The following is a 13,599-nucleotide window of genomic DNA, read 5'->3' on the forward strand; positions in this document are numbered from 1 at the left end:
ACTCCCCCGCACCGGACCGGCGCGTCACGCGGCGAGCTTGTTGATCCCCGCGATCATCGCCCGCAGCGACGACTCGTTGCCGGTCTCGCCCGTGCCCATCACCCAGGTCGTGCGCTCGCCGGAGCGGCACAGCAGGAAGGTCGCGGACATCTCACCGAGGTCGTGGCGGTGGAACGACAGGATCTCGATGTTCAGCCCGAGGTCGTACAGCATCGCGGTCATCGCGGCGATCGGTCCGCAGGTCGTGGCGGATGCCGTGTGGATCGTGTCGCCGATCGCGATCGTCGCCTCGAAGGCGCTGCGTCCCGCACCCAGGGCCGTCGCGGTCCAGCCACCGAGGCGGACCGGGCCGTGCTGCGCACCGTAGGTGGATTCGAACTCCGTCCAGCTCATGCCGGAGGCTTCCTCGCGCAATCCCCGAGGAAGGGCGCGTCCGTAGCGGGCGAAGAACGGATCGGCATCAGGGGTGCCGAAGGGGAACATCGGAGCGAAACCCGAGAAGGAGTTGAAGGCGTTCATCGTTCGTAGTGGTCTTCCACGAGAAGGAAGGACCGACGCGTAGCTCAACGACCCGCAGCGAGGGGTCGGTCCGAATCAGACCCCGCTACGGCGGTGAACTACGAGTACGCGCTTCATAGCCGCGACGGTACAACGCACCGACATTTCGTGCAAGTCGCATGCACGGGACCGTGTGACGCAACCGTGACCACGGTCGCTGGAACCTGAGGGATCCCTCATGTAGCGTGGATGTTGCCATCCCCCCGATGGTGTCGAACCCCAGCCATGACCCCCCATCCAAGGCTGGGGTTCAGCCATATCCGGACCCTTCTCCGTCTCGCGTCCGGGCTCGTGTCTCCGTCTCGCGTCCGGGCTCGTGTCTCCGTCTCGCGTCCGGGCTCGTGTCTCCGTCTCGCATCGACATGCGGGGCACCTGCCGGATCGTCCCGTCCGAGTGCTTCACTGGTGTGCATGTCCATGCCACCACTCGAAGAAGCGGTCTCCGTCGACGAGGCGGGCATCTGGGATGCCGAGGCGATCGCTCAGGTCGCCGCCGCGACCTTCCCGCTCGCCTGCCCTCCGGACGCCGCCGAGGACGACATCGCCGACTTCATCGAGCGCACCCTCAGCGCGGAGAAGTTCGCCGAGTACCTGTCCTCCCCCGAACGCATCGTTCTCGAGGCGCGCGCGGGTGAGGAGATCGTCGGATATCTGATGGCAGTGGACGCCGCTCCCGAGGATCCGGCGATCGACGCGATGATCACGGCGCGGCCGGCGATCGAGATCAGCAAGCTGTACGTGATGCCGGGCCATCACGGTTCCGGAATCTCTGCGGCGCTCATGGATGCGATCGTCGCGCGGGCCCACACGCTCGGGCGTGCCGGCCTGTGGCTCGGCGTCAACCAGGAGAACACCCGCGCCCGGCGCTTCTACGAGAAGCAGGGCTTCGAGGTGGTGGGCACGCGCACGTTCGTCGTGGGGGCGCAGACGCACGACGATTTCGTCATGCAGCGCACCCTCCGAAGGGATGCCGGCCGGTGAGCCGGTGATGCGGTGAAGGTCGGCCCGGCGCGCATGAGCGCCGGATATCCGATCAGCCCGCGGCGACCTCGAAGCGGGACAGCGCCAGCAGACGGGACGTCGCGCGCAGGTACTTCTTGCGGTAGCCGCCCGCGAGCATCTCGGGCGTGAAGATCTCGTCGAGCTTGGCGCCGGAGACCGTCACGGGGATGCTCGCGTCGTACATGCGGTCGGCGAGGACCACCAGACGCAGGGCCACCGACTGGTCCTTCGCCGGGTGCACACCCTCGAGGAAGACGGCGGGGACACCCTCGACGAGCTTGCCGTAACGGGACGGGTGCAGCGTGCTCAGGTGCGCGCACAGCTCGTCGAAGTCGTCGAGCGTCGCACCCGGGATCGCGTCGGCGCGCTCGGTGAGCTCGGCCGAGTCGACCGGATCGGGTGCAGGCGGCAGGTCGCGGTGACGGTAGTCGGGGCCGTCGACGCGGATGGTCTCGAAGATCGACGCGAGCTTCTTGATCTCGCGCAGGAAGTCCTGTGCCGCGAACCGTCCCTCACCCAGCTGGCCGGGGAGCGTGTTGGAGGTCGCGACGATCGAGACGCCGCGGGCCGACAGTTCGGTCAGCAGGCGCGAGACGAGCATGGTGTCGCCCGGATCGTCGAGTTCGAACTCGTCGATGCACAGCACGCTGTGGTTCGACAGCTCCTCGACGGCCTTGTTGAACCCGAGGGCGCCGACGACGTGGGTGAGCTCGACGAACGTGCCGAAGGCCTTGGGCGCGGGTGCGCTGTGGAAGATCGAGGCGAGCAGGTGGGTCTTGCCCACGCCGAAGCCGCCGTCGAGGTAGAGGCCGGCACCCTGCGGCTGGGAGCGGCGGCCGAACAGGCCGCGCTTGCCGCCGCGGATCTTCCCGATCTTGCCGACGAACTCCGCAGCGGTCTTCACCGCGGCCGCCTGGCTCGGCTCGTTCGGATCCGGAATGTACGACTCGAAGCTCACCTCGTCGAACATCGCGGGGGGCACCATCTGCGCCACCAACTGGTCTGCAGGCACCACCGGATTGCGGTCGACGAGACGTTCGTGCATCAGCCCAGGGTACGACCGCATCATGCTCGGATCCTCACTCGAATCCGGAATGCGACCTACTTCACACGGCGTTCACCTCGGCGTCATGCACCGGGAGGACACTTCGGATCGGCCGCTCCACCACCGGTTGCGCGCGTCCGCCGGTGAACCTGGCAGGCTGTGCGCATGCGCAGATCGGGAGTGATCGCCGCGATGTTGATCACGGTTGCCGCGGCGTCGACCGCGTGCGGAGCAGGACCGTCGATACGTCCCGACGTCGCCGTGGTGCGCGACGATCCCGGTGTCGCCGTCGACGGGACCCCGCAGGACGAGACCGAGGTACCCGAACTTCCGGTGCCGTCGGCCGAACCGGCGTGGCGGAACTGCACGGACGAGACGCTCTCCTCGTTCGACGCACCGCCCGGTCCCCAGGGCCTCGTTCTGGAGTGCGCGGAGGTCGTCGCCCCGATCGATGCGGCCGGCACCGTGACGGGCACCTTCCCGCTGGCAGTCATGCGCGCACGACTGCCCGACACCCCCACCGACGTGGCGCCGCTGGTTCTCACGACCGGCGCCGACATCGCGTCGACGCGCGCACTGACCGGCATGGCGACCGGCGCGATGTCCGGTGCACTGGCGATGCGTCCGATCGTCGCGGTGGATCGGCGCGGGATCGGCAACTCGCTCGCGATCGACTGCATCTTTCCTGCGGATCGTCGCGGTCTCGGCGATCTCGGACAATTCGGCCGCACCGACGATGCACCCGAACGCGTCGCCGATCTGGGCCGTCAGGCGACCGTCTCGTGCACCGACTACCTGCAGCCGCAACAGCTGATGTTCGGCGCATCACACGCCGCCGACGACATCGAACGCCTCCGCCAGGTATGGGGCGTGGACCGGATCGGTCTCCTCGGGGTGGGGAACGGTGCGACGGTCGCGCTCGCCTACGCCGCCGCCTATCCGGGCGCGGTCGGCCGTCTCGTCCTCGACTCCCCCGCCGCGGCCACCGCCGACGCCGAACTCATGGCCGAGTCGCAGGCCCGCGGCGCGGAGGCCGCCGTCGATGCCTTCGCCCGGCAGTGCACCGCCCTCGACTGTGCCCTGGGCGACGATCCCCGCGCGGCGATCGAGGATCTGCACGAGCAGGCCACCGAGGGTGCACTCGCGCCGGTCTCGGCCAATTCGTTCCTCACGGCGCTGACAGGTGTCCTCGGCACGCCGCGCGCCGATCTGCAGGCCCGCGTCCGTGAGGTGGCGGACGTCCTCGCAGCCGCGCGGGACGGCGATGTCATGCCGCTCATCGAACTGGTCGGTGCGGCCGAGGAGCGGCTCTCGACGGACGGTCAGTTCGTTGCCCGGTGCAGCGACGGACAGCGCTGGCCGACCCCGACCCACGCGGGTGATCTCGCCCGGAGCTGGTCGACCCTGTATCCGCTGTACGGCGCGGATCTGGCGACGGGCCTGACGGCATGTGCGGCGTGGCCGAGCCTGCCTCCCCCGCCGCTGCCGGCGGCGCTCGACGTGCCCGTGCTCGTCTCCTCGGGGGCCGCGGACCCGGTCGTGGGCAATGCCGGCGTGGAGTCGGTGACCGGTGTGCTCACCGCAGGCGGTATCGCCTGGGCGTCGCTGTCGTGGCAGGGTGCCGGTTACTCGGCGGTCCTGCACTCGGGTTGTGTGCAGGCCCGGGTGGAGGCCTATCTGTCCGGCGGGGAACTTCCGCCCAACGGGAGCCTGTGCCCCGCGTGACGTTCCCCGGTCGGGGTCAGGGCGTGTGCACGGGTCCGCAGGCCCGCGGTGTACCGTGCCGTAGTGTTCCTCAGAAGTCTCGAACCCCGGACCGCACGCACGACCGCCGAGGTGGTCAAGGCTGTGGTGTGGCCCCTTGCCGTACTGACGGTTCTGCACCGGGTCGTGATCAAAGCGGTCAACGGGTTCCGGACGGACGACTTCACTCCGGTCTACAACGCGGCGCTGGCCTTCCTCAACCGCCGGCCGGTGTACACCGCCGAGTTCCAGTGGGTCGATCCCCACTACCTCTATCCGCCTTCCGGCACGTTGTTGATCGCCCCGATTGCGGTGATCGACCCCGAGCGGTCGCGGTGGTTGTTCATCCTCGCCAATGCGATCGCGATCCTCGTCGCGCTCTACCTGTTGCTGCGCATGTTCGGTCTGCGACTCGATTCGCCGATCGCGCCGGTGCTGGTCTTCGCCGCGTTCGCGTCCGAGACGGTGACGAACACGCTCGTCTTCACGAACATCAACGGTCTCGTCCTGCTCGGCGAGATCGCGTTCCTGACGTTGCTGCTCAAACGACGTGATCTGTGGGCGGGGGCTGCGCTCGGCCTGACCTTCGCCGTCAAACCGATCCTCGCTCCCCTGCTGTTGCTCCCGCTCGTGCGCGGACAGTGGAAGGTCTTCATCACCGCCGCGGGTGTCCCGATCGCGCTGACGATCATCGCGTGGCCCCTGTCGGTCGACGCGTGGCAGTTCGTCGAGCACACCGTGCCGTACCTGCTCGAGTCCCGCGACTACTTCAACAGCGCGATCGTCGGCAACGGCATGTACTACGGGCTCCCGGCCTGGCTGATCTTCGGTCTGCGGGCGGTGCTCGCGGTGATGGTCGCGGTGTCGGTGTGGTTGCTCTACCGCTACTGCCGCCACGACGAGGTGTTCTTCGTGTGCACCGCTGGCGGTGTGTTGCTCGCGGCTTCGTTCCTGCTCGGATCGCTCGGCCAGATGTACTACTCGATGATGCTGTTCCCGCTGCTGATGACGGTGCTGCTGCCGAACTCCGTGATGCGGAACTGGCCCGCCTGGCTCGCCGTCTACGGCTTCCTGAGCTACGACTCGTGGCTGTCGAGCCGGTGGGTGGAGGCCGGGCGCGCGGCGGAGTACATGAAGACCACCTTCGGCTGGTCGCTGCTGCTCATCGTCGTCTTCGCCGTCCTGCTCGACCGTTACCTCGTCGCGAAGCGCGAAGGGCGCCTGGCGGACGGTATCGAGCCGTCGCACCTGCTCGAGGAGAAGCAGCCGGCACGGACGTGATCCGTCCGTTCCGGTGCAGACGTGACGCGCGCGCCGAGCGCGGTTAGCGTGGACATCATGACGTCTGCTCCTCGATCCGAACCCGCACCCAAGGTCGTCCACACCGACGAGGAATGGCGCGCGAAGCTCACTCCCGCCGAATTCGCCGTGTTGCGTCAGGCCGGCACCGAGCGCCCCTTCGTCGGCGAGTACACCGACACCGAGACCGAGGGCATCTACGAATGCCGCGCGTGCGGTGCCGAACTGTTCCGCAGCACCGAGAAGTTCCACTCCCACTGCGGGTGGCCGTCGTTCTTCGACCCCGCCGACTCCGACGCCGTGATCCTGCGCGAGGACAACTCGCTGGGCATGCGGCGCATCGAGGTGGTGTGCGCGACGTGCCACAGCCATCTCGGGCACGTCTTCGAGGGCGAGGGTTACCCGACGCCCACCGACAAGCGGTACTGCATCAACTCGATCTCCCTGCGCCTGGTTCCGTCGGAGTGATCCCGGCCGCGGCCAGCGCGGTCCACAGTGCGTCGTGCCGCTCGGTGGTCGGTGCCGGTTCGACGAGTTCGAACGCGCATCCGATCGACCGGGCGGCACCGTCCGCCTTCTCGCTGTCGCCGATCATCAGCGTCCGTCGCGGGTCGACACCGAGTCTGTCGACGGCGTAGCGGAAGATCTCCGGTTCGGGCTTGACGGCGCCCACCTCGAAGGACAGCGCGAACACCGACACGAGGTCGTCGATACCGAGCCGCGCGAAGGCCGGCCGCAGGTCGAAGGCGATGTTGCTCACCACGCCGACGGCGATCCCGTCTCCGGCGAGCGCCTCGATGACGGGGACGGTGTCGGGATAGACGGTCCAGCAGTCGGGGTCGGTCACCTTCCCGTAGAGCGCCTGTGCCTGCTCGGGATCGGCCACGCCCGATCTGCGCAGCACCGTCAGGTAGGCCTCGCGGTGCCAGCGCGGTTCGCGGTCGCGGTTGGTCCACGCGTGGTGCTCGTCGGCGTCCATCTCGACGGGCTGCCCGACGGGTTGCGTCAGCCGCCGCATGAGTTCGGCCTGCCGGTGCACGTCGAAGGGTCTGCCCTCGTGATCGGTGACGTCCGCGAGCCAGCTCTCGTCCTCCTCGAGCCGGAACAGGGTGCCGGAGAAGTCGAACAGGACGGCATCGAAGGGGGTCTCGGCCATGTCCCGAGGCTAACGGCTGAGCGACAGCGGCAGGTCGGCTCGGGTAGATCTCCTCGAGCAGTCGCATCGCCGCCATCGCGGCGGGCCGGCCGCTCGCAGGGAATGTTCCGATGCGGACCGAGTCATGTGGCCCGAGGTGACCGACCGAGCGGCCGGTTTGCGCCACAATTTCTCGCATGGGTGAGACGGGTACGAGAATCCGGCGACACACGAAGCTGTCCGTCGTCGGCGCCGGGAGCGTCGGTACCGCGGTGGCGTATGCATGTCTGCTCAGGGGTTCGGCAGACGCGATCGCGCTGTTCGACACGAATTCCGCGAAGGTGCGCGCGGAGGTCCTGGACCTGAACCACGGCACGCAGTTCGCGCCGTCGTGCCGGATCGAGGGCAGTGACGACATCGCGGTCACCGCCGGTTCCGATTTGATCGTCGTGACCGCGGGGGCCAAGCAGCATCCCGGCCAGTCGCGTCTGGATCTCGCGGCGGCGAACGTCGCCCTGGCACGGGACCTGACTCCCGGCCTGCTGTCCGTCTCCCCCGATGCGGTGATCGTCTTCGTCAGCAATCCGGTCGACATCGTCACCCGCGCCGCGATCGCGGCGACCGGCATCTCGGACGGCCGGATCTTCGGGTCGGGCACGGTGCTCGATTCCGGCCGGCTGCGGTATCTGCTCGCCCACCGCGCCGACGTCGCGGTCGAGAACGTTCACGCGTTCGTCGTGGGGGAACACGGCGACTCGGAGGTCGCCCTGTGGTCGAGTGCGACGATCGGCGGCGTGCCGGTGGAGTCCTTCGCCGTCGACGGACGACTCGTCTTCGGACCGGACACCCGCGCCGAACTCTTCGAGGAGGTCGTGCGCAGCGCCTACGAGATCATCCGCGGCAAGGGCGCCACGAATCTCGCGATCGGACTGTCGAGTGCCCGCATCGTGGAGGCCGTGCTGCGGAACCAGCGCCGGGTGCTCGCGGTGTCGACGCTGCAGACCGGGCGGCACGGCCTGCAGGACGTCTGCCTCTCGCTTCCCACCGTCGTCGACGCGCGCGGCGCGCACACCGTGCTCGAGGTGCCGTTGTCGCCGGAGGAGGAGGCGGGTCTGGCCACCTCGGCGGCCACCCTGCGCGACGTCCAGTCGTCCCTCGGCCTGTGACCGCTCAGCGCTGCCGGACGACCGGCGGATCGTAGGCCCGGATGGGCGGTAGCTCGCCGTCGAACCGCTCGACGTCGACGAGCACGTGCTGCCCGGTGCATCCGTGGGACAGCGACGACGTGCCGACGTCGGGGGTGAGCACGTTCGCGTTCCCGTGCACGCACATCGATCCGGGATCGGACGGATCCAGCGGGTCGTACCAGGCTCCCGTCGCGAGCTGGACGACGTTCGGCAGCAGACCGTCGTCGAGGACCACCCCGGCGAGGCACGAACCACGATCGTTGAAGACGCGGATGATGTCGCCGGCCTCCAGACCTCGCGCGGCCGCGTCGTCGGGACGCATCCGGATCGGTTCGCGGCCACGGATCTTCGACGCCTGGCTCACCGAGCCGTGATCGAGCTGCCCGTGCAGGCGCGTGGCCGGCTGGTTGGCGATCAGGTGCAGTGGGAACCGTTCGACCCGCGGGGAGCCGAGCCATTCGTCGGGTTCGTACCAGGTGGGGTGCCCGGCGCAGTCGTCGTAGCCGAACGAGTCGATGTCGGCGGAGAAGATCTCGAGCCGTCCGCTGGGAGTCCGCAGCGGGTTCGCCTCGGGATCGGACCGGAAGTCCTCGAAGAGGGTCAGATCGTCCTCGGTCCGCATCCGGACCGGTCCGCCGTACCAGAAGTCGTCGAAGGGCGGCGGGTCCTCGATGCGCCGGTCGTCGGCGAGGACGAAACCGCGCCACTGCTCGTAGAGGTGTTCGAGCCACTGCCGGGAGGTCCGGCCCTCGGTGAACTGCTCGCCGAAGCCGAGGCGGTGGGCGAGAGCGGTGAAGGTGTCGTAGTCGTCGCGGGCGTCGGCGAAGCGTGGGACGGCAGCCTGCATCGCGACGAGCAGCGGATCATTGCGCGTGCACGTCAGGTCGTCGCGCTCGAGCGCCGTGGTCGACGGCACGACGATGTCGGCGTGCTTGGCCATCGGCGTCCAGTACGGGTCGTGGACGACGATCGTGTCGGGCCGCTGCAGGGCCCGGCGGAGCCGGCCGATGTCCTGGTGGTGGTGGAAGGGATTGCCACCCGCCCAGTACACGAGCCGGATATCCGGGAAGGTCAGGCGACGGCCGTCGTAGTCGAACTGCTCCCCCGGTCGCAACAGCAGGTCGGAGATCGCGGCGACGGGGATGAAGTCCTCGACGTCGTTGTTGCCCTGGAACAGGGTGGGCAGCGGATACGGGACGGGCGCGAGACCGGGTTCGTTCATCGAACCGTAGCCGTGGCCGAAACCGCCTCCGGGAACGCCGAGTTGGCCGAGCATCGCGGCGAGGGTCACGCCCGCCCAGGGCGCCTGCTCGCCGTGCCGCACGCGTTGCAGCGACCATGTGACCGACACCAGGGTGCGGCCACGGGCCATGCGTCGCGCGAGGTCGACGAGGGTTCCGGCCGGGATGCCCGACAGTCCGGCGGCCCACTCGGGGGTCTTCGGGACGCCGTCGGTGCGGCCGAGCAGATACTCCTCGAAGCGGTCGTAACCGGTGCAGTAGCGGTCGAGGAACTCACGGTCGGCCAGACCCTCGGTGGCCAGGACATAACCGAGGGCGAGCATGATCGCGACGTCGGTGCCCGGCCGGGGCGCGAGCCACTCGTGCTCACCGTGCACGTCGCTGCGGATCGGGCTGAACGAGACGATCCGTCCGCCGCGGGCCCGCATCCGGTCGAGGGCGTCGCGGGTGGGGTGATCGCTCGTGCCGCCGTCGTTGACAGCGGTGTTCTTCAGCGGGATCCCGCCGAAGCACACCATCAGATCGGTCTCGCGGGCGATGACCTCCCAGGAGGTCGAGCGCGCGAACAGTTTCCAGTGGGTGCCCACGACGTGCGGCATGATCACGCCGGTCGCGCCGAGCGAGTAGGAGTGCACCGAGCGGGTGTAGCCGCCGAACATCTTCAGGAAGCGGTGCACCTGGCTCTGTGCGTGGTGGAACCGGCCCGGGGCGGACCAGCCGTAGGAGCCGCCGAAGATCGCCCGGTTGCCGTGCCGGTCCTTCACGCGCTGCAGTTCGCCCGCGAGGATCTCGGTGAGTTCGTCCCACGAGACCGCGACGTACTCGTCGTCGCCGCGTCGTGTGCTCGGTCCCGGTCCGTTCTCGAGCCAGCCGCGGCGGACGGCCGGACCGGCGATGCGAGCACGGTGCCGCACCGATCCGGGGATGTTCCCCAGGATCGGTGAGGGGTCGCGGTCCCCGGCGTAGGGCCGCACGGCGACGACCTCGCCGTCGCGTGCCTGCGCCGAGAACATCCCCCAGTGCGCCATCTGGGAGAACAGACGACCTTCTCCCTCGGGTGGCACCGCGCTCGTCGAGGTCACGTCAGGGCAGCGACGCGACGAGGGCTTCGACGTCGACCCGCGGTCCGGTGAAGAAAGGGGTCTCCTCCCGGACGTGCAGGCGCGCGTCGGTGGCACGCAGGTCGCGCATGAGATCGACGATGCGGTGCAGTTCCGGCGCCTCGAAGGCGAGGATCCACTCGTAGTCGCCGAGCGCGAAGGCCGGAACGGTGTTGGCGCGGACGTCGGGGTAGCCGCGGGCCGCCATGCCGTGGTCGGCGAGCATCTTGCGACGCTGCTCGTCGGGCAGCAGGTACCACTCGTAGGACCGCACGAAGGGGTACACGCACACGTAGTTGCCCGGCTCCTCCCCCGCGATGAAGGCGGGCAGGTGGCTCTTGTTGAACTCCGCGGGTCGGTGCAGTGCGGTGTTCGACCAGACCGGGATGCTCGCGCGGCCGAGGATCGTGGTGCGCCGGAAGTCGGCGTACAGCTTCTGCAGATCCTCGATGTGCTCGGCGTGCGTCCAGATCATGAAATCGGCGTCCGCGCGGGTGCCGGCCACATCGTAGATACCGCGCACGATCACGTCGGTGTCGTCGAAGCGGGCGAAGAACGCTTTCGCGTCCTCGATCGCCGCGGCGCGGTCGTCGCCGAGGACGCCGGGCCGGACCTGGAAGACCGACCACATCGCGTAACGGAGGGTGGAATTGAGCTTGTCGTAGTCGAGACGTGCCATGACGTTCATCCTTCCATTCGTGCAGTCAGGCGTGCGGCCGCGGCCGTGCCTGTTGCGACACATGCGGGTACACCCACACCGTGCAGCATCGCGCCGGCGACCTCGAGTCCGTCGATCCCTGCGATCTCGGCCTCGAAGGCGGCGACGATCTCGCCGTGGTGTTCGCGGTACTGCGGCAGCCCGCCGTGCCACCGCTGCACGAAGGCGGCCACCGGTTCGGCGTCGACTCCGGTGACGGTCGCGAGATCCGCGCGGGCCAGCGCGATCAGGTCGGCCTCGGACGCGTCGACGAGCGCGTCGTCGCCGAACCGTCCGAACGACGCGCGCGCGAGTGCGACGGGTCGTTCGGCGAGGTGCGGCCACTTGCGGCTCGACAACGTGAAGGCCTTCGCCGACAGTTCCTCCCCGGTCGCGACGAGGATCCCGGAGTTCTGCGGCAGACCGGCGTCGTGCGGCAACGCGAGCGCGACCACCACCGACGAGGCGAGCGGGATCTGCGCGGCGCACTGTGCGGCGGATCTGACACTGTCGACGAGCAGCCGGGCGGCGTCCGGGGCGGGCACGGCGAGCACCACACCGTCGACCTCGCCGAGCGGGTCGACCGACCACCGGCCACCGCTGCGCTTCAGTCCGGATGCGGCCGTGCCGTAGAGGAACTCGGCGTCGGCCTCGCGGACGAGGGCTTCGATCAGCACGCCGTAGCCCTCGCGCAGCGTCCCGAAGACCGGGGCGTCCGACTTCGGGAGCAGAGCGCGGGCGACGGCGTCGCTCAGGCTCGTCGCGCCGGCGTCGAGGGCCGCGGCGAGCGTCGGGACGGTGGCACGGACACCCGCGGTGTCGGACAGCCCCGAGTACACCCCACCGAGCAGCGGGTCGACGCTGCGCCGCACCACCTGCTCACCGAAGCGTGATCGGACGAGATCCGCGACGGAGACGTCGGAGTCCCGGTCCCAATGGAACGGCACGGTGGGCTCGGCGGCGATGCGCGCCAGGGTCTCGTCGTCGACGAGTCCTTCCACGGCCTGCGCCGAGGCGGGGATGCCCATGAGCGTGCCCGCCGGCAGCGGGTGCAGTCGCGCGTCGGCGTACAGGAGCGGACGGGCAGCCGAAGGGTGGACGATGTGGTCGCTCAGGCCGAGTTCCTCGACGAGCGCGAGCACCTCGGGTCGGCGTGCGATGAACGCCTCGGCACCGACGTCGACCGGGTCGCCCGCGAGCGGGACCGTGCGGAGCTTGCCGCCGAGCCGCGACGATCGCTCGAGCACGACGATGCGCGCGGCGGCGCCGAGCGAACGACGCAGCCGATACGCGGCGACGAGCCCGCTGATCCCACCGCCGACGACCGCGACCGTCGGCGGGGTCACAGCGAATGCACCAGCTCGACCACTCGGGTGATGGCGTCGGGATCGGTGTCGGGCAGCACGCCGTGACCGAGATTGAAGATGTGTCCGATGGCGCCGGCCTCGAGAGCACGGTCGGCCTCGGCGACGATGCGGCGCACCTCGCGTTCGACGACCTCCCGGCCCGCGAACAGGATCGCGGGGTCGAGGTTGCCCTGCAGGGCCTTGCCGGGGCCGACGCGGGTCGCGGCGACGTCGAGCGGGATGCGCCAGTCGACGCCGACCACGTCGGCGCCCGCCTCACCCATGGCGCCGAGGAGCTCACCGGTGCCGACACCGAAGTGGATGCGCGGCACCCCCGCACCGGCGATCTCGGCGAAGACACGTTCGGAGTGCGGCAGGACGTACTCGCGGTAGTCGGCGAGCGAGAGGGCACCGGCCCACGAGTCGAAGAGCTGGACGGCGTCGACACCGGCACGGATCTGCGCGCGCAGGAAGGCGATGGCGACGTCGGTGAGCTTGCCGAGGAGGGCGTGCCAGGTCTTCGGGTCGGCGTGCATGAGCGCCTTGGTGCGCTCGTGGTTGCGGCTCGGGCCGCCTTCGACGAGATAGGAGGCCAAGGTGAAGGGCGCGCCCGCGAACCCGATGAGCGGGGTGTCGCCGAGTTCGCGGGTCAGCAGACCGACCGCGCGGGCGACCGCCCCGACCTCTTCGGCCTCGAGGGTCGGCAGCGCGGTGACGTCGGCGGCGGTACGGACGGGGTTCGCGACTACCGGGCCCGTGCCGGCGACGATGTCGAGGTCGATCCCGGCGGCCTTGAGCGGGACGACGATGTCGGAGAAGAGGATGGCGGCGTCGACCTTGTGCCGCCGCACCGGCTGCATCGTGATCTCGCAGACCAGTTCGGGGTCGAAGCACGACTCGAGCATGCCGATGCCGGCCCGGATCTCCCGGTACTCGGGCAGGGAGCGGCCGGCCTGGCGCATGAACCACACGGGCCGGTGGGCCGGCTTCTCACCGCGCGCGGCCGCCAGCAGGGGCGCATGGGGCAGGATCCTCCGCGCGGGGTACTCCGCGGGCACCGCAGATCCGACGTTCGTGTTCTCCAAGCCGGTCATCGATCCTCGTTCTTCGGGCACTGCGCGCCGTCGCGCAGGGCAGCGTCTGCCGGGTCGCACACAGGACGTGTGGTCCGGACCCGCTGCCCATGCTGCCACGCCCGCGCCGTTCGCCGGAATCGGCGCGCCTCCCGCGTGCGGTGCGTCACCGG

At 69.6% G+C, this 13,599-nt stretch carries 12 protein-coding genes; 5 read left to right on the plus strand and 7 right to left on the minus strand.

The window, feature by feature from the left end:
- Window positions 1–24: 24 nt before the first annotated feature.
- Window positions 25–519: a 2-isopropylmalate synthase gene (locus tag ACLBYD_RS09520; RefSeq protein ID WP_447816208.1), complete on the minus strand. Its 495-nt coding sequence runs from the start codon at window positions 517–519 to the stop codon at window positions 25–27.
- A gap of 450 nt (window positions 520–969) precedes the next feature.
- Here ACLBYD_RS09520 and ACLBYD_RS09525 point away from each other — a divergent pair, with 450 nt between their 5' ends.
- Window positions 970–1,539 (plus strand): GNAT family N-acetyltransferase, encoded by a 570-nt coding sequence (locus ACLBYD_RS09525; protein WP_447816209.1) that lies wholly within the window; start codon window positions 970–972, stop codon window positions 1,537–1,539.
- Between the two features lie 52 nt (window positions 1,540–1,591).
- Here the strand turns inward: ACLBYD_RS09525 and zapE are convergent, their stop codons facing one another.
- On the minus strand, window positions 1,592–2,605 hold the full coding sequence (gene zapE, locus ACLBYD_RS09530; protein ID WP_060651215.1) for a cell division protein ZapE: 1,014 nt from the start codon (window positions 2,603–2,605) through the stop codon (window positions 1,592–1,594).
- A 180-nt stretch (window positions 2,606–2,785) separates the two neighbouring features.
- Here zapE and ACLBYD_RS09535 point away from each other — a divergent pair, with 180 nt between their 5' ends.
- The 3 genes from ACLBYD_RS09535 (at window position 2,786) to msrB (ending at window position 6,115) form a co-directional block, all read left to right on the plus strand.
- Window positions 2,786–4,330, plus strand: a complete 1,545-nt coding sequence (locus ACLBYD_RS09535; RefSeq protein ID WP_447816234.1) for an alpha/beta hydrolase — start codon at window positions 2,786–2,788, stop codon at window positions 4,328–4,330.
- Between the two features lie 63 nt (window positions 4,331–4,393).
- Entirely contained in the window at window positions 4,394–5,629 is a 1,236-nt protein-coding gene (locus ACLBYD_RS09540; RefSeq protein ID WP_081314378.1) for a glycosyltransferase family 87 protein, read from the plus strand.
- 57 nt (window positions 5,630–5,686) lie between these two features.
- The gene (msrB, locus tag ACLBYD_RS09545) at window positions 5,687–6,115 is read left to right on the plus strand and encodes a peptide-methionine (R)-S-oxide reductase MsrB (RefSeq protein WP_447816210.1); all 429 of its coding nucleotides are present in this window, start codon (window positions 5,687–5,689) and stop codon (window positions 6,113–6,115) included.
- Here msrB and ACLBYD_RS09550 read toward each other — a convergent pair.
- A complete protein-coding gene (locus ACLBYD_RS09550; protein ID WP_447816211.1) occupies window positions 6,078–6,803 on the minus strand; it encodes an HAD family hydrolase in 726 nt (241 codons plus the stop codon). The two genes, msrB and ACLBYD_RS09550, sit on opposite strands and share 38 nt — an antisense overlap.
- Before the next feature lie 176 nt (window positions 6,804–6,979).
- Here ACLBYD_RS09550 and ACLBYD_RS09555 point away from each other — a divergent pair, with 176 nt between their 5' ends.
- On the plus strand, window positions 6,980–7,948 hold the full coding sequence (locus ACLBYD_RS09555; protein WP_447816212.1) for an L-lactate dehydrogenase: 969 nt from the start codon (window positions 6,980–6,982) through the stop codon (window positions 7,946–7,948).
- Between the two features lie 4 nt (window positions 7,949–7,952).
- Here ACLBYD_RS09555 and ACLBYD_RS09560 read toward each other — a convergent pair whose 3' ends face one another.
- The 4 genes from ACLBYD_RS09560 to hemE are packed head-to-tail and all read right to left on the minus strand — an operon-like array spanning window position 7,953 to window position 13,447.
- Window positions 7,953–10,238, minus strand: coding sequence for a molybdopterin-dependent oxidoreductase (locus ACLBYD_RS09560; RefSeq protein ID WP_447816235.1), 2,286 nt, complete (start codon window positions 10,236–10,238; stop codon window positions 7,953–7,955).
- 55 nt (window positions 10,239–10,293) lie between these two features.
- On the minus strand, window positions 10,294–10,989 hold the full coding sequence (gene hemQ / locus ACLBYD_RS09565) for a hydrogen peroxide-dependent heme synthase (RefSeq protein WP_447816213.1): 696 nt from the start codon (window positions 10,987–10,989) through the stop codon (window positions 10,294–10,296).
- Window positions 10,990–10,994: 5 nt separating this feature from the next.
- Window positions 10,995–12,353 carry a protoporphyrinogen oxidase gene (locus ACLBYD_RS09570; RefSeq protein WP_447816214.1) on the minus strand — a complete coding sequence of 453 codons (1,359 nt, stop codon included), beginning with the start codon at window positions 12,351–12,353 and terminating at the stop codon, window positions 10,995–10,997.
- Window positions 12,350–13,447 (minus strand): uroporphyrinogen decarboxylase, encoded by a 1,098-nt coding sequence (gene hemE, locus ACLBYD_RS09575; protein WP_447816215.1) that lies wholly within the window; start codon window positions 13,445–13,447, stop codon window positions 12,350–12,352. The genes ACLBYD_RS09570 and hemE overlap by 4 nt, the downstream gene beginning before the upstream one ends.
- Window positions 13,448–13,599 lie beyond the last annotated feature (152 nt).

The organism is Rhodococcus sp. C26F, from assembly GCF_053345925.1.

What these genes read in the sequence shown, in the direction of transcription:
- ACLBYD_RS09520 (WP_447816208.1), bottom strand. Translation starts at nt 519, where the DNA reads ATGAACGCCTTCAACTCCTTCTCGGGTTTCGCTCCGATGTTCCCCTTC.
- ACLBYD_RS09525 (WP_447816209.1), top strand. Translation starts at nt 970, where the DNA reads ATGTCCATGCCACCACTCGAAGAAGCGGTCTCCGTCGACGAGGCGGGC.
- zapE (WP_060651215.1), bottom strand. Translation starts at nt 2,605, where the DNA reads ATGCACGAACGTCTCGTCGACCGCAATCCGGTGGTGCCTGCAGACCAG.
- msrB (WP_447816210.1), top strand. Translation starts at nt 5,687, where the DNA reads ATGACGTCTGCTCCTCGATCCGAACCCGCACCCAAGGTCGTCCACACC.
- ACLBYD_RS09550 (WP_447816211.1), bottom strand. Translation starts at nt 6,803, where the DNA reads ATGGCCGAGACCCCCTTCGATGCCGTCCTGTTCGACTTCTCCGGCACC.
- ACLBYD_RS09555 (WP_447816212.1), top strand. Translation starts at nt 6,980, where the DNA reads ATGGGTGAGACGGGTACGAGAATCCGGCGACACACGAAGCTGTCCGTC.
- ACLBYD_RS09560 (WP_447816235.1), bottom strand. Translation starts at nt 10,238, where the DNA reads ATGGCGCACTGGGGGATGTTCTCGGCGCAGGCACGCGACGGCGAGGTC.
- hemQ (WP_447816213.1), bottom strand. Translation starts at nt 10,989, where the DNA reads ATGGCACGTCTCGACTACGACAAGCTCAATTCCACCCTCCGTTACGCG.
- hemE (WP_447816215.1), bottom strand. Translation starts at nt 13,447, where the DNA reads ATGACCGGCTTGGAGAACACGAACGTCGGATCTGCGGTGCCCGCGGAG.